Source organism: Prosthecomicrobium sp. N25 (genome assembly GCF_037203705.1).
Classification (GTDB): Bacteria; Pseudomonadota; Alphaproteobacteria; order Rhizobiales; family Ancalomicrobiaceae; genus Prosthecodimorpha.
The window spans coordinates 2,820,067-2,838,049 of record NZ_JBBCAT010000001.1; the positions used below are offsets into that span (position 1 = coordinate 2,820,067).

General features: G+C 70.6%; 18 protein-coding genes. 13 read left to right on the forward strand and 5 right to left on the reverse strand.

The annotated features are described in order from the left end of the window. Window positions 1-11 precede the first annotated feature (11 nt). The 8 genes from WBG79_RS12835 (at window position 12) to WBG79_RS12870 (ending at window position 6,568) form a co-directional block, all read left to right on the forward strand. Window positions 12-515, forward strand: coding sequence for a TRAP transporter small permease (locus WBG79_RS12835; protein ID WP_337357494.1), 504 nt, complete (start codon window positions 12-14; stop codon window positions 513-515). Then, window positions 512-1,798: a TRAP transporter large permease gene (locus WBG79_RS12840; protein ID WP_337357495.1), complete on the forward strand. Its 1,287-nt coding sequence runs from the start codon at window positions 512-514 to the stop codon at window positions 1,796-1,798. The genes WBG79_RS12835 and WBG79_RS12840 overlap by 4 nt, the downstream gene beginning before the upstream one ends. Continuing rightward, window positions 1,795-2,160: a cupin domain-containing protein gene (locus WBG79_RS12845; protein ID WP_337357496.1), complete on the forward strand. Its 366-nt coding sequence runs from the start codon at window positions 1,795-1,797 to the stop codon at window positions 2,158-2,160. Before WBG79_RS12840 ends, WBG79_RS12845 begins: the two co-directional genes overlap by 4 nt. Then, on the forward strand, window positions 2,157-3,050 hold the full coding sequence (locus WBG79_RS12850; RefSeq protein ID WP_337357497.1) for an NAD-dependent epimerase/dehydratase family protein: 894 nt from the start codon (window positions 2,157-2,159) through the stop codon (window positions 3,048-3,050). Before WBG79_RS12845 ends, WBG79_RS12850 begins: the two co-directional genes overlap by 4 nt. Before the next feature lie 85 nt (window positions 3,051-3,135). Continuing rightward, window positions 3,136-3,825, forward strand: coding sequence for a GntR family transcriptional regulator (locus WBG79_RS12855; protein WP_337357498.1), 690 nt, complete (start codon window positions 3,136-3,138; stop codon window positions 3,823-3,825). 1 nt (window position 3,826) lies between these two features. Then, window positions 3,827-4,579: an SDR family NAD(P)-dependent oxidoreductase gene (locus WBG79_RS12860; RefSeq protein ID WP_337357499.1), complete on the forward strand. Its 753-nt coding sequence runs from the start codon at window positions 3,827-3,829 to the stop codon at window positions 4,577-4,579. Window positions 4,580-4,763: 184 nt separating this feature from the next. Then, the gene (locus tag WBG79_RS12865) at window positions 4,764-5,900 is read left to right on the forward strand and encodes a glycosyltransferase family 4 protein (protein ID WP_337357500.1); all 1,137 of its coding nucleotides are present in this window, start codon (window positions 4,764-4,766) and stop codon (window positions 5,898-5,900) included. Continuing rightward, complete coding sequence (locus tag WBG79_RS12870) at window positions 5,897-6,568, forward strand: response regulator transcription factor (RefSeq protein WP_337357501.1); 672 nt, start codon at window positions 5,897-5,899, stop codon at window positions 6,566-6,568. The genes WBG79_RS12865 and WBG79_RS12870 overlap by 4 nt, the downstream gene beginning before the upstream one ends. A 24-nt stretch (window positions 6,569-6,592) precedes the next feature. Here WBG79_RS12870 and WBG79_RS12875 read toward each other — a convergent pair whose 3' ends face one another. Beyond that, window positions 6,593-8,218: a hypothetical protein gene (locus WBG79_RS12875; RefSeq protein ID WP_337357502.1), complete on the reverse strand. Its 1,626-nt coding sequence runs from the start codon at window positions 8,216-8,218 to the stop codon at window positions 6,593-6,595. A gap of 498 nt (window positions 8,219-8,716) precedes the next feature. On the opposite strand from WBG79_RS12875, the gene rfbF reads away from it, so the two are divergent. The 5 genes from rfbF (at window position 8,717) to WBG79_RS12900 (ending at window position 13,436) form a co-directional block, all read left to right on the forward strand. Further along, entirely contained in the window at window positions 8,717-9,541 is an 825-nt protein-coding gene (gene rfbF / locus WBG79_RS12880) for a glucose-1-phosphate cytidylyltransferase (RefSeq protein WP_337357503.1), read from the forward strand. A 3-nt stretch (window positions 9,542-9,544) separates the two neighbouring features. Next, the gene (rfbG, locus tag WBG79_RS12885) at window positions 9,545-10,645 is read left to right on the forward strand and encodes a CDP-glucose 4,6-dehydratase (protein WP_337357504.1); all 1,101 of its coding nucleotides are present in this window, start codon (window positions 9,545-9,547) and stop codon (window positions 10,643-10,645) included. A 47-nt stretch (window positions 10,646-10,692) separates the two neighbouring features. Continuing rightward, window positions 10,693-11,880 carry a DegT/DnrJ/EryC1/StrS family aminotransferase gene (locus WBG79_RS12890; protein WP_337357505.1) on the forward strand — a complete coding sequence of 396 codons (1,188 nt, stop codon included), beginning with the start codon at window positions 10,693-10,695 and terminating at the stop codon, window positions 11,878-11,880. 162 nt (window positions 11,881-12,042) lie between these two features. Beyond that, window positions 12,043-13,038 carry a glycosyltransferase family 2 protein gene (locus tag WBG79_RS12895; RefSeq protein ID WP_337357506.1) on the forward strand — a complete coding sequence of 332 codons (996 nt, stop codon included), beginning with the start codon at window positions 12,043-12,045 and terminating at the stop codon, window positions 13,036-13,038. Next, window positions 13,038-13,436: a GtrA family protein gene (locus WBG79_RS12900; RefSeq protein WP_337357507.1), complete on the forward strand. Its 399-nt coding sequence runs from the start codon at window positions 13,038-13,040 to the stop codon at window positions 13,434-13,436. Before WBG79_RS12895 ends, WBG79_RS12900 begins: the two co-directional genes overlap by 1 nt. A gap of 181 nt (window positions 13,437-13,617) precedes the next feature. On the opposite strand, the gene WBG79_RS12905 is transcribed toward WBG79_RS12900, so the two are convergent. The 4 genes from WBG79_RS12905 to WBG79_RS12920 all read right to left on the reverse strand — a co-directional run bounded on the left by WBG79_RS12905 (window position 13,618) and on the right by WBG79_RS12920 (window position 17,977). Next, window positions 13,618-14,427 (reverse strand): MBL fold metallo-hydrolase, encoded by an 810-nt coding sequence (locus WBG79_RS12905; RefSeq protein WP_337357508.1) that lies wholly within the window; start codon window positions 14,425-14,427, stop codon window positions 13,618-13,620. 7 nt (window positions 14,428-14,434) lie between these two features. After that, window positions 14,435-15,214, reverse strand: coding sequence for a TatD family hydrolase (locus WBG79_RS12910; protein ID WP_337357509.1), 780 nt, complete (start codon window positions 15,212-15,214; stop codon window positions 14,435-14,437). A gap of 59 nt (window positions 15,215-15,273) precedes the next feature. Further along, on the reverse strand, window positions 15,274-16,830 hold the full coding sequence (gene metG, locus WBG79_RS12915) for a methionine--tRNA ligase (protein ID WP_337357510.1): 1,557 nt from the start codon (window positions 16,828-16,830) through the stop codon (window positions 15,274-15,276). A 67-nt stretch (window positions 16,831-16,897) separates the two neighbouring features. Further along, a complete protein-coding gene (locus WBG79_RS12920; protein WP_337357511.1) occupies window positions 16,898-17,977 on the reverse strand; it encodes a DNA polymerase III subunit delta' in 1,080 nt (359 codons plus the stop codon). Window positions 17,978-17,983 lie beyond the last annotated feature (6 nt).

Consider the following 17,983-nt stretch of genomic DNA (forward strand, 5'->3'; position numbering starts at 1 on the left):
GTCCGGATCCCATGCGCAAGCTGATCGCTCTCCTCGGCGCGGCCGGGAACGGGATCGGCCGCCTCGAGGAGGCGGCCGGGATGGCCCTGATCGTCGCCATGGCGGTCGTGGTCAACCTGCAGGTCTTCGCCCGCTACCTCTTCCACGCGCCCTTCATCTGGCCCGAGGAGGTGGTCCGCCTCATCCTCGTCTGGCTGACCTTCCTGGCCTCCGCGGCGCTGACGCGGCGCGGCGCCGACATCGCGGTGGACACGTTCGTCGACATGATGCCGGCGCGGGCGCGGCGGGCCTTCCTGGTCGCCCGCGACATGGTGCTGACCGTCCTCTTCGCCTGGCTGGCCCTGCAAGGTTGGTGGCTCGCCGGGTCGGTCGCCGACATGCCGCTGGTCGCGACCGAATGGCCGACGTCGCTGCTGGCCTGGCCGGTAGCGATCGGCGGCGGCCTGATCGCCTTCCACGCGGCGACGCGCCTCCTCGGCACGCTGTTCGCCGACCGGGAGGGCATGGCCCGATGAGCGTCCTCTACGTCGCCGGCCTGCTCGCGCTGCTTTTCTCGGGCGTCCCCGTCGCGGCCTCTCTGACGATCGTCGGCATCGCCGGGGTCTGGCTGGCGGGCGTGCCGATGACCATCGTCGGCCAGCGCCTCGCCTTTGGCATCGACAGCTTCACCCTGATTGCCGTGCCGATGTTCCTGCTGATGGGCAACCTGATGAACGCCAGCGGGGTCACCCGCCGCATCTTCGACTTCTCGGTCGCGATGGTCGGGCACTGGCGGGCTGGCCTCGCGCAGGTGAACATCCTCGGCTCCATGGTCTTCTCCGGCATGTCCGGCTCGGCGCTCGCGGACGCCGCCGGCCTCGGCACGGTCGAGATCAAGGCCATGATGCTGAAGGGCTACAGCGCCCGCTTCTCGGCCGCCGTGACGGCCGTCTCGGCGACGGTCGGCCCGGTCATCCCGCCGTCGACGGTCGCGGTCCTGTACGCCTTCATCGCCGACGTCTCGGTCGGCCGCATGTTCCTGGCCGGCGTGATCCCGGGGCTGATGATGGTCGCCGTCCAGATGCTGATCGTCTACTGGCGCGGCAAGTCGCTCGACCTGCCGGACCTGCCGCGCGCCAGCATGCCCGAGCGCGTGGCCGCGACCTGGCGGGCACTGCCGGCCCTGGTCGTGCCCTTCGCGATGATCGGCGGCATGCGCACCGGCATCTTTACCGCCACCGAGGTCGCCGCCGTGGGCGCCTTCTACGCGGTGCTGCTCGCCGCCGTGTATCACCGGGAAACGGTCTTCGCCGAGGTGGTCGACGCGGTGCGCAGCACGGCGCTGTCGACCGGCGGAATCATGCTGATCGTGGCGAGCGCCAACGTCTTCGCCTGGATCCTCGCCCGCGAGCGCATCCCGCAGGAGATCACCGAGGCGGTCGTTCACCTGCAGCTGTCGCCCTGGGTATTGCTGCTGGTCCTCAACCTCCTGCTCCTGCTCCTCGGCATGATCCTCGACAGTGCCGGCATCCTGATCCTGGTGACCCCGGTGGTGGTCCCGGCCGTGGTGGCGGTCGGCATCGACCCAGTGCACTTCGGCATGGTGATGATCGTCAACATGATGATCGGGCTCGTCACACCGCCGGTCGGCATGGCCCTCTTCATCGTCGCCAACATCTCCGGCGCCTCGATCGCGGCCGTTGCGCGGGAATGCCTGCCGTTCATCGGCGGCTTCCTGGTCGTGCTGGCCCTGATCACCTTCGTGCCCGGCCTCGTGCTGTGGCTTCCCGACCTCGTCTACGGGCCCGCCACGCCATGACGACGCCCTCCCCCGCTCCCGTCCTGCATGGCGGCGCGCGCCGGCTGCCGGTCCGCTGGCTGAACGTCGAGGCCGCGCCCATGACGGTCTCCCGCTACCTCGTCCTGCCGGGCGAGGCGGTGACGCTCCACGCCCATACCGGCAAGGCGGAGTACTGGCTGATCGTCGCCGGCGCCGGCGTCGCCCGGGTCGGCGGGGTCGACCTCGCGGTCGGGCCCGGCGACGTGGTGGCGACGCCCCCGCCGGTGCCCCATGCCCTCCACAACACCGGGACCGAGCCGCTCGTCTTCGTCAACTTCGTGCAGCCGACCGGCGACGGTCCGATCAGCACGACGGAACTCATCCGGAGTCCCGGGCCATGACGACCATCCTGGTGACGGGCGGCAACGGCATGGTCGCCCAGCACGTCGCGGAGGCCGCCAGGGCGCGCGGCTGCCGGGTACGCCTCGCGGACATCGCCTTCTCGGAGGAGCGGATCTGGGCGCCGCACGACGAGCGCGTGGTTCTCGACGTGCGCCACCCGTCCGCCTGCCGCGCCCATGCCGCCGACTGCCGGGCGATCGTCCACTGCGCCGCGGTGGTCGGGCCAGTGCGGGCCCGCGCCGATCCGCTCGCGACCCTCGCGGTCAACGTCGACGGCACCGCGAACCTGCTGGAGGCCGCGCATGCGGCCGGCGCCCGCTTGGTGAACGTCTCCACCGCCACCCTCTACGGCAACCGGCCGGACCTCGCGCCGCTGGCCGAAACCGACCCGACCGATCCGCTCACCGTCTACGACGGCACGAAGCTCATGGCCGAGACCTGGTGCTCGGCGCACCGGCGCACCTATGGCAGCGACGTCGCCTCCGTGCGGACCGGATTCGTCTACGGCCGCGGCAACCAGATCGGGGAGTATTTCCTGCCCCGCGTGCTCGCCGGCGAGGCGGTGCGCGAGGCGGCGGGGGGAGACCACCCTTGCGACTTCACCTATGTGGCGGACCTGGCGGAGGCGCTGGTGGCCGCCGCCCTCGCCCCGTCCCTCGCTCACCCGGTCTACAACGTGACCGGCGGCGTCCTGCGCACGCGGGGTGACTTCGCGGCGGCCGTGCGGCGGCTCGTCCCGGGCGCGTCGATCGAGCAGCCCCCGGGCATCGACCCGGCCCGCCACCTGCGCGGGCCCTGCCGGATCGACCGGGCCGCGGCCGACTTCGGCTGGCGCCCGCGCTTCGACCTCGACGCCGGCCTGGCCGATTGGCTCCGGAGGCTCGCGTGACCGGGCCTCGTGCCGCGGGCGCGGGTCCTGGCGGGCAGGCCCGTGCCCGTGCCAAGCTTGCGGCCCACGCGGCGGAGCGCTCGCCATGACGGACGACCACGACACCCGCGCCGCGCCGGTCCTGCAGCATCGGACCAAGGCCGAGGCCGTCTACGAGCACCTGCGCGAGCAGATCGTCAACGGCACCTACGCGCCGGGGCGGCGAATCACGCTCGCGGAACTCTCGGCCGAGATCGGGCTCTCCAACATGCCGATCCGCGAGGCCATGCTGCGGCTCGAGCGGGAGGGCCTGCTCGTCAGCGAGCCCCACAAGGGCATGCGGGTCGTACCCCTGTCGCTCCGGGACGCCCGCGAGATCTTCGAGATCCGCTGCGAGCTCGAAGGCCTGGCGGCCTGGCGCGCCTGCCGGGCCGGGGACGCGGGGCTGGCGGACGACCTGGAGGCGCTCAACGCCCGCTTCGCGGCCGCTCATGCCGCCGCCGACTTCACCGGCCTCGGCGCCGCCAACTGGGCGTTCCACCGCCGCATCCTGCAGGCGGCCGCGAGCGCGCAGCTCGCCCGCGCGCTGGAGGACGTCTGGACGGGCTCGCAGCGCTATCGGCTCGGCTACCAGCTCATCCCGGGCCGGGCCGCACACACCATCGCCGAGCACGCCGCCATCATCGCGGCGATCCGGGCCGGCGACCCGGAGGCGGCGCGCGCCGCCGCCCGGGCGCATATCCAGCGCGCCGGCGAGGAGCTGGCCGTCACCGTCGCCAACACCCCGGAGACCTGACATGCCGATGGCCGGCCTCGACCTTCCCGCCCGGGTTCTCGTCGCCGGCGCCGCGGGCGCGATCGGGAGCGCGCTGGCCGCCCGGCTCGCCGGGGCGGGCGTCTCCGTCACGGGGACCGACCTCGGCGAGCGGCCGCAGACCTCCGCCGCATCCGACTGGATCGCGGCCGACGTGACCCACCCCGGCGCGGCGGAAACCTTGGCGGACGCAGTCGCGCCCGGGCTCGGCGGCTTCGTGTACGCGGCCGGGATCCTGGATCCCGCGCCCTGGGACGTCGTCGAGCCCGAGGCGATGGACCGGATCTTCGCCGTCAACGTGAAGGCCCCCTTTCTCATGGCCCGGGCGCTGGCCACGCGGATGGAGCCGGGCGGCGCGATGCTCTTCGTCGGCTCGATCGCGGCGCTTCGGGCATCGCCGAAGACGCCCTTCTACGGCGCGTCCAAGGCCGCGCTGCACCATCTCGCCGCCACGCTGGCGGTCGCGCTGGCGCCGCGCGGGATCCGGGTCAACGTGATCGCGCCGGGCCTGATCGACACCCCGCTCAGCGATGCGCTCGACCGGCGGCTCGCGGACGAGCGCGGCGTCACGATCGCTGAGGTCCGGGCGGAACGGGACGGGGCGGTCCCGCTCGGCCGGCGGGGCACGCCGGAGGAGGTCGCGGCGGCGGCGCTGCCGCTCCTGGCGCGCGAGGCGAGCTACACCACGGGAAGCGTGGTGTTCACGGCCGGAGGCGCCCTGGCCGGGGTGACCTGACGACGCTCCGGCGGGCAAGCCGGACCCTGCGCCGTCGAACGCGGGCCACACGGCCATGTCCTCAAGGGCGTTGCCGGTAGGTCACGAAGGCTTGTATGCGATTGGTCAAGGGATATCGCGTAGTTTGGAGCGGGTCGCGCTCCGGGGAGCGGGGCCCATCGGCGGCATCAGCGTACGGGGCCTCATGAAGATTGCCATCGTTCTGGCGGGGATCGGCGCGGGCGGCGCGGAGCGCGTGGTGAGCCTGATGGCAGCCGACCGGGTGGCGCGCGGAGACGAGGTCCATGTGATCGGCTTCGCGCGCGCGGCCGAGGCGAGCTATTTCTCGCTTCATCCGGCGGTCAGGCTCCATGCGCTCGACGACGGCGGCCGCGAGGGCACGTCGATCGCGCGCACGCTCGTCCGCATCCTCAGGCTGAGGCGCGCGCTGAAGGCGATCGGCCCCGACCTCGTCGTCTCCTTCCTGACCAAGATCAACATCGTCACCCTGCTGGCGACGCGCGGCCTCGGCATTCCCGTCGTGGTCTCGGAGCGCAACAACCCGGAAGCCCAGCGCAGCCACCCGCTCTGGGGGCGGCTCGGCCGAATCGCCCTGCCCTGGGCCGACGGCCTGGTCATGCAGACGGACCGGATCCGCCGGACCCTGCCGGACCGACTGCGGGCGAAGGCAGTCGTGATCGCCAACCCCTGCGAGATCCGGCCCGAGCCCGTCAGCGCCGCGGCTGCGCCGCGCCGGATCGTGGCCGTCGGCCGCCTGACGGAGCAGAAGGGCTTCGACCTGCTGATCGACGCCTTTCGGCGAATCGCGGACAGGTACCCGGACTGGTCGCTGGTGATCTTCGGCGAGGGGCAGGACCGCGCGAGACTCCAGGAACAGGTGGCCGCGGCGGGACTCGCGGAGCGGATCACGCTGCCTGGCCTGACGACGAGCCCCGGCGCCTGGGTGCGCGAGGGGCGGGTCTTCGTCCTGAGCTCGCGCTACGAAGGCTTCCCGAACGTTCTCGTCGAAGCCATGGCGGCCGGTCTCCCGGTCGTCTCGACCGCCTGTCCCTATGGCCCGTCCGACATCGTGGAGGACGGCCGGTCCGGCCTGCTCGTGCCCGCCGAGGATGCCGTGGCGCTGGCGGCGGGCCTCGACCGCCTCCTCTCCGACGCGCCGCTGCGGGCAGCGCTCGCTGCCGCCGCGCCCGCCGCGGTCGGCCGCTTCGCCAAGACGACCGTCTTCGGCCAGTGGGACGCCCTGTTCCGGCGCGTTCTGTCCGGCACGCCGCCCGAGGCGTCCGGCGTGATGGTCGGATCGGACGCCGGGAGCGGCGGATGAGAGGGCCGGCCGGGGCCAAGCCGCCGATCCGCGTCGTCGCCGTCGACGACCACCCGATCGTGCTGGCCGGTGCCCGGGCACTGATCGGCGCCACGACCGACATCGTCTGCGTCGGCACCGCCTCGACCGGGAGCGAGGCCCTGGCGCTGCTCGAACGCGAGCCCTGCGACGTGGTCGTCGTCGACGTGACGCTGCCGGACATGAACGGCTTGGCGCTCGCCGCCGAGATCACCCGCCGCGGCCTTCCCGCAAGGCCCCTCCTGCTCACGTCCGACGGGGATCGCGGCCTCGTCCAGCGGGCCCTGCAGGCGGGCGCCAAGGGGTTCGTCGAGAAACGCTCCTCGGGCGAGAACCTGCTGCTCGCCATCCGGACCCTGATGCTCGGGGGGCTTTTCCTCGACAGCTACTCGGCGCTGGAAATGGCCGTCGGCTCGGAACCGGGCCCGACGGAGACCCAGCTCGGCACGGTCGGCCTCACGCCGCGCGAGCTCGACGTGCTGCGCCTCGTCGCCCTCGGTCATTCCAACAAGGAGATCGCGGCGCAGTTCGACCTGTCGGTCAAGTCGGTCGAGACCTACCGGGCGCGCGCGACCGAGAAGCTGTCGCTCCACTCGCGCGCGCAGATCGTGCGCTTCGCGCTGAGCCAGGGCTGGCTCTCCGGCGACTGACCGGCGCCCGCCCCGGCGCCCTTGTCAGGGTTTCCCCGGCTTCAGGTAGAGGGCGAGCGTGCCGAACCGGTCCTTGACGGCGAAATCCTCCACCTTCACGTAGCCGTTCGCCTCCGCGAAGCGGGCGAGCGGCGCCTCCAGGACCTTGTCGAAGCCGAGCAGAACGGCGGCCGGCGGGTCCTTCTGCAGGAGGGCCTCGATCTGGGTCGGGCTGGTGAAGCGGTAGTGCTGGGCGAGATCCGGCGGGGTGAGGTCGCCAGTGCGGTACGCGAAGGGACCGGTGGCGAGTTCGGCATAGACGGGAAGCCGGCCCTCCAGGGGATAGATCGGGTTAAGGGTGGCGACCTTGCCCGTCGCCCCGGCGGCCGCCATGCGGCGGGCGAGGTCGAGGCCGGCGGCATGGACCCGCGCCACCTCCCAGCGCTCCGGCTTGAGGGCCGACGGCGCGGCCTGCGCGAGGCGGGGGGCGTTGACCACCAGAGCCACGAGGGCTGCGGCGAGGAGCGCGGTCGAGGCCCGCCCCCTCCCCTCCGGCCCCAGCCGGGCGAACAGCATGGCGACCAGGAGCGGCAGGAGGGCGAGCGGCGGCGCGAAATATTGGGGGAAGCCGGGCGTGGGCACGAAGCTCATGACGATGCCGACCAGTCCGGCCAGGGCCACCACGGCCACGAGGGACCCGGGAACCGGCGCCGTGCGCGGCGGGGCCTCCGGTTCGCGCCGGAAGGCCAGGAGCAGGACGGCGACGAGGCCGACCAGCGCCAGCGCCACGCTTCCGCCGAGCCAGACTTCGTGGGCGAGCAGGACCTTGGCGCCGGCCGTCACCGCCGCGCCTTCGTCGGCGGCCTCCGGGAGCTTCCAGTAGGCAACGTGGGGCCCGCGGTGCCAGGCGACGACGTGCGCCATGAAGCCGGCCGGGTCGCGCGCCAGGGGGACGAGGATCGGCAGGCCGCCGAGGATCCCGCCGAGGCCGAGCGGCAGCAGCACCTTGACGAGGCGCCCGGCGGCGGAGAGACCGCGCGGCAGCAGCAGGGCGGCCAGCACCACGACGGGGACGACGACCACGGCGCTGATCTTCATGGACGCGCCGAGCGCCAGCATGAAGCCGGCCAGGAACACGAGCCCGGGATTGCCCCCGGCGCGCAGGCCGAGGATGAAGAGGGCGAGGCCGAGATACGAGAAGGGCAGCGGCAGGAAGTTGTTGGTGGCCGCCATCCCGGTCTGGCTCAGGAACAGCTCGTTGCAGACGGTCAGGATGGTGATCGACCAGCTCGCGATGCCGGACCGGGTGAAGGCATAGGAGACGACAAAGAGAGCGACCAGGAAGAAGACCCAGCCGATCAGGATGCCGACGCGCCCGGTGAGCAGCAGGTTGTCGACCCCTGAGAGCTTGGCGAGGCCATGGAAGTACCAGGCCGTGCCGGGCACGTGATTGTAGAAGAAGTCCCGGTAGATCTGCATCGTGTCGAGGAGACGGACCGGCGGCACGTACATGAGCTCGTCCTTGCGCAGGTCGAAGGTCATGATGCGCAGCGCCAAGCCGGCGAGGAGGGCGAGCGAGAGGAGCGCGAGGGCGGCCGTGCCCAGGGCGCCGGCGGCCGTGCTCCGCGTCGCGCCGCGCGCCGCGAGATCGTCAGCGGTGAAATCGGTCATGGGGCAAACCTCTGGCCGGACCCGCGCCAGGCGCCGGCGTGCGAAGAACGGTGTGCGGGAATGCGGGCCGCGGTTCGGCCGGGTCGATTACATTCATGAACGTTAGCGCATGTTTTGTACGGAGTATCGGACGACTTTCCGAATGAGTAAACAACGGATCCGGCTGCATCCTCGGTGAAGGTCCCGACCGGCGAGTAGGGAATTGCCTGACAGGCGTACAGCTTGCGCGGTGATGAGCGCTACGTTAGCATTTCTTCCAAGATGCACTTGTGTGTCATGAATTTCGACTGGTGCGAGTGCTCGCGAATTCGTGAAGGCGATTAATCATCTTGCAAAGAAGATGGGGCCATAGCTGGCTGCACGATAAGTTCCTGCTGTAGAATTGATCCAACGCTCCGGATCGAGACCGCGCCGCCCGCCCCGCCCCTAACCGCGCGGCGGCCCGTTGCCGCGGCCCAGACACGTCCCGCTTCTCCGCTCCGCTCCTGGGAGGTTCGCATGAAAGTCGTTCTTCTGGCCGGTGGCCTCGGTTCGCGTCTCGCCGAAGAGACCACGCGCGTGCCGAAGCCCATGGTCGAAGTGGGCGGGCGCCCGATCATCCTGCACGTGATGGACATCTACAGCCACTGGGGTCACCGCGACTTCATCGTCGCCGGCGGCTACAAGTGCATGATGCTGAAGAGCTTCTTCCACAATTACTACCTGTCGACCGCCGACCTCACGGTGGCGCTCGGCAACGGCTCGATGATCCTGAAGCCCACCCGCCCGCTGGACTGGAACGTGTCGGTGGTGGACACCGGCCTCTCCACCATGACCGGCGGCCGCCTGCTCCGGCTGCGCGACTGGCTCGACCGGGACACCTTCATGGTCACCTACTCGGACGGTGTCGGCAACGTCGACCTCGGCGCGCTGCTCGCCTTCCACCGCAGCCACGGCAAGCTCGCGACCGTCACGGCGGTCCAGCCGCCAGCCCGCTTCGGCAACCTCGAGCTCGACGGCGACCAGGTGACCGAGTTCACCGAGAAGGTCCGCAAGCACGAGACCTGGATCAACGGCGGCTTCTTCGTCTTCGAGCCGGGCGTGCTCGACTACATCCCGGGCCTCGCGGAGCCGCTGGAGATGGCGCCGCTCACGAACCTCGCGCGCGACGGTCAGCTGATGGCCTACAAGCACACCGGGTTCTGGCACCCGATGGACACCATCCGCGACCGCGACACACTGAACAACTACTGCGCCTCCGACCAGACCGTGCCGTGGCTCGACTTCGGCGGCGCGGGCCCGGTCCCGGCCGGCCAGGCGACCCTGGCGGGCGCGAGGACCTGAGGCATGGCGCGCATCACCACAGAGGCCGGCCTCGAGCGGGTGTTCCGCGGCAAGCGGGTGCTGCTGACCGGGCACACCGGCTTCAAGGGCGGCTGGATGGCCCTCTGGCTGCGCCGGCTCGGCGCCGAGGTGACCGGCATCGCCCTGCCCCCGCCGACCGACCCGTCCTTCTGCAAGGCGGTCCGGCTCGAGGAGCTGGTCGACAGCCGGATCGGCGACATCCGTAGCGAGCAGGACTTCGCCCGGGCCGTCGGCGGCCAGGACTTCGACGTCGTCATCCACATGGCCGCGCAGGCGCTGGTGCGCGCCTCCTACACGGCCCCGGTCGACACCTACCTCACCAACGTGGTGGGGACGGCGGTGGTTCTCGAGCAGGCCCGGCGCATGCCGTCCCTCAAGGCCTGCGTCGTCGTGACCTCGGACAAGTGCTACGAGAACCGCGAGTGGGTCTGGGGCTACCGCGAGAACGATCCCATGGGGGGCAAGGACTTCTACTCGTCCTCCAAGGGCTGCACCGAGCTCGTGGCCGCGGCCTACCGGTCCGCGCACTTCTCCCGGGACGACGGCCCGCAGATGGCCATGGTCCGTGCCGGCAACGTGATCGGCGGCGGCGACTGGGCGGCCGACCGGATCGTGCCGGACCTGGTCCGCTCGGTGGAGACAGGCGAGCCGACCCGCATCCGCAGTCCGCGCAGCGTGCGCCCCTGGCAGCATGTGCTCGAGCCCGTGCGCGGCTACCTGACGGTCGCCGCGAACATGATCGAGAACGGTGCCCCCTACGCGGGCGGCTGGAACTTCGGTCCGGACCGGCACGGCACGGTCGACGTCGGCACCCTCGCCGACATGATCGTGGCCCGCTGGGAGGGCGGCCCGCGCTACGTGGTCGAGCCGCGCGCCGGCGATCCCCACGAGGCGCGAATCCTGCGGCTCGACATCACCAAGGCCGAGGTCGACCTGGGCTGGCAACCCCTTCTCGACATCGGCGAGACGGTCGGCATGACGGTCGACTGGTACCGCAACTATCACGGCAATCCGGACGGGATCCGGGCGTTTTCCGAAGCCCAGCTCGGCCGCTACGCGGCGCTCTGGGAGCGGGCCGGCTGAACCCGACGCGGCCCTGGGATCCGTAGGCTTTCGAAGGAGATGACTTGATGCGAGTGAATTACGGGCAGGCCGTCTACGGCGAGGAGGAGATCGCCGCGGTCGTCGACACGATGCGCTCCACCACCCAGATGGGTGCGAAGGTGCGCGAGATGCAGACGCGGGTGGCCGCGCTCTTCGCCAAGCAGCACGGGATCATGGTGAACTCCGGCTCCTCGGCGAACTACCTGGCGATCGAAATCCTGAAGCTGCCGAAGGGGTCCGAGGTCGTCACCCCTGCCCTCACCTTCGCCACCACGGTCGCCCCGATCGTGCGGGCCGGCCTGGTCCCGGTCTTCGTCGACGTCGCCGACGCGACCTACAACATCGACGCCGACGCCATCGAGCGGGCGATCTCGCCGAAGACCAAGGCGCTGATGATCCCCTCCCTGATCGGCAACCTGCCCGACTGGGACAAGATCAAGGCCATCGCCGACAAGCACGGCCTGATCGTCATCGAGGACAGCGCCGACACCCTCGGCGCGACGATCAACGGCACGAGCTCGGGCACGCGATCGCACATCTCCACGACCAGCTTCTACGGCTCCCACGTGGTGACCGCGGCCGGCAACGGCGGCATGATCTGCGTCAACGACGAGGACCTCGCCCGCCGCGCGCTGCTGCTGCGCTCCTGGGGCCGGACCTCCTCGCTCTTCGTGGAATCCGAGGCGATCGAGAACCGCTTCAACGTCTCGCTCGACGGCATCTCGTACGACGCCAAGTTCCTGTTCGAGGAACTCGGCTTCAACGTCGAGCCGAGCGAGATCGGCGCGGCCTTCGGGCTCGTGCAGGTCGGCAAGCTCGACCAGAACATCGCCGCCCGCGAGCGCAACTTCGACGCCCAGTACCGGTTCTTCAAGGACTACGAGCACTGGTTCAAGCTGCCGAAGCAGCTGCCCGGCTCGCGCACGGGCTGGCTCGCCTTCCCGCTGACGATCCGCGCGGATGCGCCCTTCTCGCGGCGCGAGCTGCAGATCTACCTGGAGAAGCGGGACATCCAGACCCGTCCAGTCTTTACGGGCAACATCCTGCGGCAGCCGGCGATGGCCAATGTCGAGTACCGCGCCTTCGGCAACGGCTATCCGGTCGCCGACGAGGTGATGCGCGGCGGCATGCTGCTCGCCTGCCACCACGGCCTGGAGCAGGCGCAGCTCGACTTCATGCACGAGAGCTTCCGCGAGTTCGCGAAGGGGTTCTGAGACCGCCGCAATGTTCGGGGGGCTCCGGCCCCCCGGCTTCCGTTCGGCAGGCGGCGGCTGCCGTGATATGAAATTGCGCGATGCCCGGCTGCAAAGCCTTCATGTTTTCGACGTAGCGTGCCCGGCGTGCCGGTCGGAATTGCGAGGACGGAGGTGAGCGCCATGGAAATCGTCAAGGCCCCGAAGGTCTCGGTGCTCGTCCCCTGCCTCAACGAGGAAGAGACCGTCCAGCGCTGCTACGACACGATCGTCGCCACCTTCCGCGCGCTCCCCGGCTACGACTACGAGATCGTCTTCACCGACAACCACTCGACCGACCGGACCTTCGAGATCCTGAAGGAGATCGCCCGGGCGGACCGGCGCGTGCGCGTCATCCGCTTCAGCCGAAACGTCGGCTACCAGCGCTCGGTGCTGACCGCCTACAAGGCGGCGAGCGGCGACTGCTCGGTGCAGGTCGACTGCGACCTGCAGGACCCGCCGGAGCTGATCCCCGAGATGCTCGCCCTCTGGCGGCAGGGACACCAGGTGGTCTACGGCGTCCGCCGGTCGCTGAAGGACAGCTGGCTCGTCGCCCGCATGCGGCGCGGCTTCTATTGGCTCATCAACGCCATGAGCGAGGACGACCTGCCGCTCAACGCGGGCGAGTTCCGCTTGGTCGACCGGCGCATCCTCGACGAGTTGCGCAAGGTCGAGGACACCTCGCCCTACATCCGCGGCCTGATCAGCTCCATGGGCTTCTCGCAGGTCGGCATCGAGTACGACCGGGCCGCGCGGGTCGCCGGAGAAAGCAAGTTCCCCTTCCGGGCCATGCTGTCGTTGGCCGTCGACGGCATCCTGAACCATTCGCTGACGCCGCTGCGGCTCGCCTCCATGGCGAGCCTGCTCGTCGGCACGCTCACCATGGTGCTCCTGTTCGGCTACCTGATCGGCCGCCTCCTCTTCGGCCAGGCCTGGCCGGCCGGTTTCGCCACCACGACCGTCCTGCTGCTCCTCTCCATCACGCTCAACGCCATGTTCCTCGGGATCATCGGCGAATATGTCGGCCGTATCTTCATGCAGTCGAAGAAGCGGCCGACGCCGGTGATCGAGGCGTCCCTGAACGGCGAGCCGCTGGCCGCCGCGCACGACTACGCCGTGCCCGAGGCCCGCGCCCGCTGATGCCCGTCGATGCCGCCCGCCGCCTGATCCGGTCGGAGCGCGATCTCGGGCAATTCCTGCGCTTCGCGACCGTCGGGGCGATCACGACCGTCATCGACATCGTCGGCTTCGCCCTGCTGGTCACCGTGCTGCCGCCCGCGCCGGCCAACCTCTGCTCCTATTCGATGGGGCTGACCGTCAGCTATCTCCTGAACAGCCGGTGGACCTTCGGGGTGTCCCGCAACCCCGCCCAGGCGGTGAAGTTCGTGGCGGCCACGCTCGCCGGCCTCGGGCTCTCGACCTTGCTCGTGGCGAGCCTCTCGCTCGTCATCCCGCCGATTGTCGCCAAGGTGCTGAGCGTGCCCGTGGTGTTCGCCTGGAACTACCTGACCGTCCGCTTCTGGGTGTTCCGGGCGTAGGGGATCGGTCCCACCCGCTCATCCCCTCCCACTATGTTCCGACCTCTCGGTCTGTCTTTGCCGGGCTTGTCCCGGCAATCCAGGCCACGAAGACGGCATGCGCGTCCTGGATGCCCGGGACAAGCCCGGGCAGGACAGAAACGAAGACCGTGCAAAGGGTAGAGACTTCGCGGGCGGGGCGTCAGACCTCCGCCGTGAACTCCATGCCGTCGAAGGCCGGCTCGACATGGTCGGGCAACTGGGCCTTGAGGATGCGGTAGTCCAGGTCGATGTGCATGTGGGTCAGGATCGTGCGCCGGGCCTTCAGCCGGGCGGCCCAGGCGATCGCCTCCTCGACGGAGAAGTGGCTGGGGTGGGGATGCCAGCGCAGGGCATCGAGGATCAGCACGTCGAGGCCGGAGAGCGCCGGCAGGGCCTGGTCGGGAATGCCGCTGACGTCCGGCGAATAGGCGACCGCGCCGAAGCGGAAGCCCAGGGACGTGATGTCGCCGTGGAGCTGGCGGTAGGGCAACGCCGTGATCGGCCCGCCGGGCCCGTCGACCGTCACCGGCACGCCCTCCTCGATCCGGTGGTCGTCCGCGATGGCCGGGTAGCTCGACCCGGGTGGGGTCTTGAAGATGTAGCCGAAGGCGGCGTGGACCCGCTCGGCCGTCGGCGCGTCCATGTGGACCGAGACACGGCGGCGGCGGTTCAGCACGAAGGCGCGCAGGTCGTCGATGCCGTGGACGTGGTCGGCATGGGCGTGGGTGACGAGCACGCCGTCGACCCAGTCGACATGGGCGTCCAGCATCTGCTCGCGCAGGTCCGGCCCGCAGTCGACCAGCACCCGGGTGACATTGCCCACGGCATCGCGGCGGGTGACCAGCAGGCTCGCCCGGCGGCGCCGGTTCCGCGGGTTCGCCGGATCGCACTGGCCCCAGTCGCCGCCGATCCGGGGCACGCCGGGCGAGGAGCCGCAGCCGAGGATCCGGAAGGTCAGCGTCGCGGCCATCGGCGGGTCAGCGCTCCGCCTTCGTGAAGAGGCGGTAGAAGTTGTCCGTCGTGATCCGCGCGATCTCGTCCTCGCTCACGCCGCGCACCGAGGCGAGGACCGCGGCGGTCTTGGCCGTGTAGGCCGGCTCGTTGCGCTTGCCGCGGTAGGGCACGGGGGCGAGATAGGGCGCGTCGGTTTCCACCAGGATGCGGTCCTCGGGCGCCTCGGCGGCCGCGGCCCGGATCGTCTCGGCGGACTTGAAGGTGAGGATGCCCGAGAAGGACAGGTAGGCGCCGCAGGCCAGGCCGCGGCGGGCGAGCTCGAGCCCGGAGGAGAAGCAGTGGAGCACCATCGGGAAGGCGCCCCGGGCGGTCTCCTCCTCGAGGATGCGCGCCACGTCCTCGTCCGCCTCGCGGGCGTGGATCACGAGCGGCAGGCCGGTCATGCGCGCCGCCGCGATATGGCGGCGGAAGCCCTCCTCCTGGGCGTCGCGCGGCGACAGGTCGTAGTGATAGTCGAGCCCGGCCTCGCCGATCGCGATGCAGCGGGGGTGCTCGGACAGGCGCGCGAGGTCGTCCGGCGTCAGGTCCAGCTCCTCGTGGGCGTTGTGGCAATGGGTGCCGACCGAGCACCAGACCGAGGGAAAGCGCTCCGCGATTGCCTTGATGCCGTCGAACTTCCGGACCCGGGTGGAAATGGTCACCATCCGGGTCACGCCCGCCGCATGCGCCCGCTCGACCACCGCGTCGAGCTCGGACGCGAAGTCGGGAAAGTCCAAGTGGCAGTGGGAATCGACGAGGGACATGCGCTCGGGGTTTCTCCTGGGGGCCGCGCCCCGACGTGTGGACACGGACAGGCGGGGGCTCAGGCGTCCGCCGCGGCCTCTGGCTCCACGTATTTCGGGAACACCGGGGCCGGCGACGGCAGCACCGTTCCCCCTGCAATTCGCGTGCCGATCGCCGCGAAATCCCGTGCTCCCGGGCCCTGGCCGAGCAGGTCGAGGAGCCTGCCGCAGGAGCCCGGCATCACCGGCTGAGTCAGGATCGCGACGATGCGGATCACCTCGGCGGTGACCCAGAGCACCGTCTCCATCCGGGCGAAGTCGGTCTTGCGCAGGGCCCAGGGCTCCTGGACCGTGAAGTAGCGGTTGGCTTCCGCCACCACGAACCAGGTCGCCTCGAGCGCCCTGTGCATCTCCGGCACCTCGTAGGCGGCCCGGCAGGTCGCAAGCAGCGCGTCGGCCTGCGCCAGCAGGGCCTTGTCGGCGTCGGCGAGCGGCCCCGGGTTCGGCAGCACGCCGCCGCAGTTCTTGGCGATCATGGAGAGCGAACGCTGCGCCAGGTTGCCGAGGTCGTTGGCGAGGTCCGCATTCATCCGCGCCACGATCGCCTCGTGGCTGTAGCTGCCGTCCTGCCCGAAGGCGACCTCGCGCAGGAAGAAATAGCGCACCTGGTCGACCCCGTAGGCCTTGGCGAGGTCGAAGGGGTCGATGACGTTGCCGACCGACTTCGACATCTTCTCCCCGCGGTTGAACACAAAGCCGTGGGCGAAGACGCGCTTCGGAAGGGGCAGGCCCGCCGACATCAGGAAGGCCGGCCAGTAGACCGCATGGAAGCGGATGATGTCCTTGCCGATCATGTGCATGTCGGCCGGCCAGTAGGTCCGGTACTTCTCGGAGGCCTCGTCGGGGAAGCCGGCGCCGGTGATGTAGTTGGTCAGGGCGTCGATCCAGACATACATCACGTGTCCCGGGGCGTCCGGCACCGGAATGCCCCAGTCGAAGGTCGTCCGGCTGATCGAGAGGTCGTCGAGGCCGCCCTCGACGAAGCTGATCACCTCGTTCTTGCGCGCCATCGGGCCCATGAAGTCCGGGTTCGCCGCATAGTGGTCGAGGAGCTTGGCGCCGTAGGCGGAGAGGCGGAAGAAATAGGTCTCCTCCTCGGTCCACTCGACCGGGGTGCCGGTGCCGGTGGAGCGGCGCACGCCGTCGTCCCCGACGACGGTCTCGGCTTCGGCGTAATAGGCCTCGTCGCGGACGGAGTACCAGCCCGCATAGGTCGACTTGTAGACGTCCCCGTTCCGCTCCATGCGCCGCCAGATTTCCTGCACGGAGGCGTAGTGGCGGGGCTCCGTGGTGCGGATGAAATCATCGTAGGAGACTTGAAAAAGGTCGTCCATCTCCTTGAACACGGACGAATTCCGGTCCGCGAGCTGGCGCGCCGTCATGCCCTCCTTCTGGGCCGTCTGATGCATTTTCAGGCCGTGCTCGTCGGTGCCGGTCAGAAAGAAGACGTCGTAGCCGTCGAGCCGCTTGAAGCGGGCGATCGCGTCGGTGGCGACCTTCTCGTAGGCGTGGCCGACATGCGGCCGCCCGTTCGGATAATCGATCGCCGTGGTGATGAAGTAGGTCGGCCTGGTCATCGATCCGTCATCCTCGCGCGGGCGCGCGGCGTGCGACGCACCCCGCAGGTCTCGGTGTTGGGGATACTCAATAACGCGCCGCTTCGACAAGGGTGCGGACGAGCGAAAGGAGTGCGGCACGACGGTCGAGGTTGAGCGCGTCGACGGTGGCGATGTCGCGGGCGACGGTCCGGTGCGCCTCCGCCCAGGCCGCCGCCCGCCCGCCCTCGCCCGCCGCGGCGGCCTTGCGGGCGCGGGCGACCGCCTGCGCCTGAAAGAAGTCGACCGCCGTCTCGAAGGCCTCGTCGGCGCCGCGTCCTGCGACTTCGTCGGCGAGCTTGTGCAATTCGCGCAAGTCGACCGTCGGCAGCCGCGCCATGATCGCGTCGATGCGGCGGTGGAGCGCGACGCCGTCGCTCTCGATCATCAGGATGGCGCGGCGCAGGCTGCCCTCGGCGATCCGTGCCGCTGCCGCCATGGTGGAGGCGTCCGTGCGTTCGGCGAAGCCGAGTCCGCGGAGCCCCTCGACGACGGTCTCCTCGGAGAGCGGCTGGAGCCCGAGCCGGCGGCAGCGGGAGCGGATCGTGGGCAGCAGCCGGCCCGGCTGGTGGGAGACGACGAGGAACAGCGAGCGCGCCGGCGGCTCCTCCAGGATCTTCAGGAGGGCGTTGGCGGCGGCCGCGTTCATGTCGTCGGCCGGGTCCACGATGGCGATCCGCCAGCCGCCCTCGGCCGCCGTGGAGCCGAAGAAGCCGACCGTGCGGCGGACCTCGTCGACGGGCAGCTCGGTCTTGAAGCGCTTGTTCTTCTCGTCCCAGGGCCGGCGCAGCGCGAGGAGGTCGGCATGGGCGCCGCTGGCCACCCGCCGCGCCACCGGCGAGGCGGGATCGACCGACAGGTCGCGCGCCGCCCTGACGGCGGCGGAGGCCGGGTCGGGGTTCGCGAGCACGAAGCGGGCGAAGCGGAAGGCGAGCGTGGCCTTGCCGACACCCTTGGGGCCGCCCAGGAGCCAGCCGTGGTGGATTCGGCCCGACCGGTAGGCGTCGAGCAGCGTGGCCTCGGCGTCCGCCTGCCCGATCAGGGTGTGGCGCTCGCGCGGGAGCGGCAACCCCTCGATCGAATCGACCTCGGGGGCGGCCTCCTGGACCTGGGTGCTGGCGCGCGCCATGACGAT

What these genes read in the sequence shown, in the direction of transcription:
- WBG79_RS12835 (WP_337357494.1), top strand. Translation starts at nt 12, where the DNA reads ATGCGCAAGCTGATCGCTCTCCTCGGCGCGGCCGGGAACGGGATCGGC.
- WBG79_RS12840 (WP_337357495.1), top strand. Translation starts at nt 512, where the DNA reads ATGAGCGTCCTCTACGTCGCCGGCCTGCTCGCGCTGCTTTTCTCGGGC.
- WBG79_RS12845 (WP_337357496.1), top strand. Translation starts at nt 1,795, where the DNA reads ATGACGACGCCCTCCCCCGCTCCCGTCCTGCATGGCGGCGCGCGCCGG.
- WBG79_RS12850 (WP_337357497.1), top strand. Translation starts at nt 2,157, where the DNA reads ATGACGACCATCCTGGTGACGGGCGGCAACGGCATGGTCGCCCAGCAC.
- WBG79_RS12855 (WP_337357498.1), top strand. Translation starts at nt 3,136, where the DNA reads ATGACGGACGACCACGACACCCGCGCCGCGCCGGTCCTGCAGCATCGG.
- WBG79_RS12860 (WP_337357499.1), top strand. Translation starts at nt 3,827, where the DNA reads ATGCCGATGGCCGGCCTCGACCTTCCCGCCCGGGTTCTCGTCGCCGGC.
- WBG79_RS12865 (WP_337357500.1), top strand. Translation starts at nt 4,764, where the DNA reads ATGAAGATTGCCATCGTTCTGGCGGGGATCGGCGCGGGCGGCGCGGAG.
- WBG79_RS12870 (WP_337357501.1), top strand. Translation starts at nt 5,897, where the DNA reads ATGAGAGGGCCGGCCGGGGCCAAGCCGCCGATCCGCGTCGTCGCCGTC.
- WBG79_RS12875 (WP_337357502.1), bottom strand. Translation starts at nt 8,218, where the DNA reads ATGACCGATTTCACCGCTGACGATCTCGCGGCGCGCGGCGCGACGCGG.
- rfbF (WP_337357503.1), top strand. Translation starts at nt 8,717, where the DNA reads ATGAAAGTCGTTCTTCTGGCCGGTGGCCTCGGTTCGCGTCTCGCCGAA.
- rfbG (WP_337357504.1), top strand. Translation starts at nt 9,545, where the DNA reads ATGGCGCGCATCACCACAGAGGCCGGCCTCGAGCGGGTGTTCCGCGGC.
- WBG79_RS12890 (WP_337357505.1), top strand. Translation starts at nt 10,693, where the DNA reads ATGCGAGTGAATTACGGGCAGGCCGTCTACGGCGAGGAGGAGATCGCC.
- WBG79_RS12895 (WP_337357506.1), top strand. Translation starts at nt 12,043, where the DNA reads ATGGAAATCGTCAAGGCCCCGAAGGTCTCGGTGCTCGTCCCCTGCCTC.
- WBG79_RS12900 (WP_337357507.1), top strand. Translation starts at nt 13,038, where the DNA reads ATGCCCGTCGATGCCGCCCGCCGCCTGATCCGGTCGGAGCGCGATCTC.
- WBG79_RS12905 (WP_337357508.1), bottom strand. Translation starts at nt 14,427, where the DNA reads ATGGCCGCGACGCTGACCTTCCGGATCCTCGGCTGCGGCTCCTCGCCC.
- WBG79_RS12910 (WP_337357509.1), bottom strand. Translation starts at nt 15,214, where the DNA reads ATGTCCCTCGTCGATTCCCACTGCCACTTGGACTTTCCCGACTTCGCG.
- metG (WP_337357510.1), bottom strand. Translation starts at nt 16,830, where the DNA reads ATGACCAGGCCGACCTACTTCATCACCACGGCGATCGATTATCCGAAC.
- WBG79_RS12920 (WP_337357511.1), bottom strand. Translation starts at nt 17,977, where the DNA reads ATGGCGCGCGCCAGCACCCAGGTCCAGGAGGCCGCCCCCGAGGTCGAT.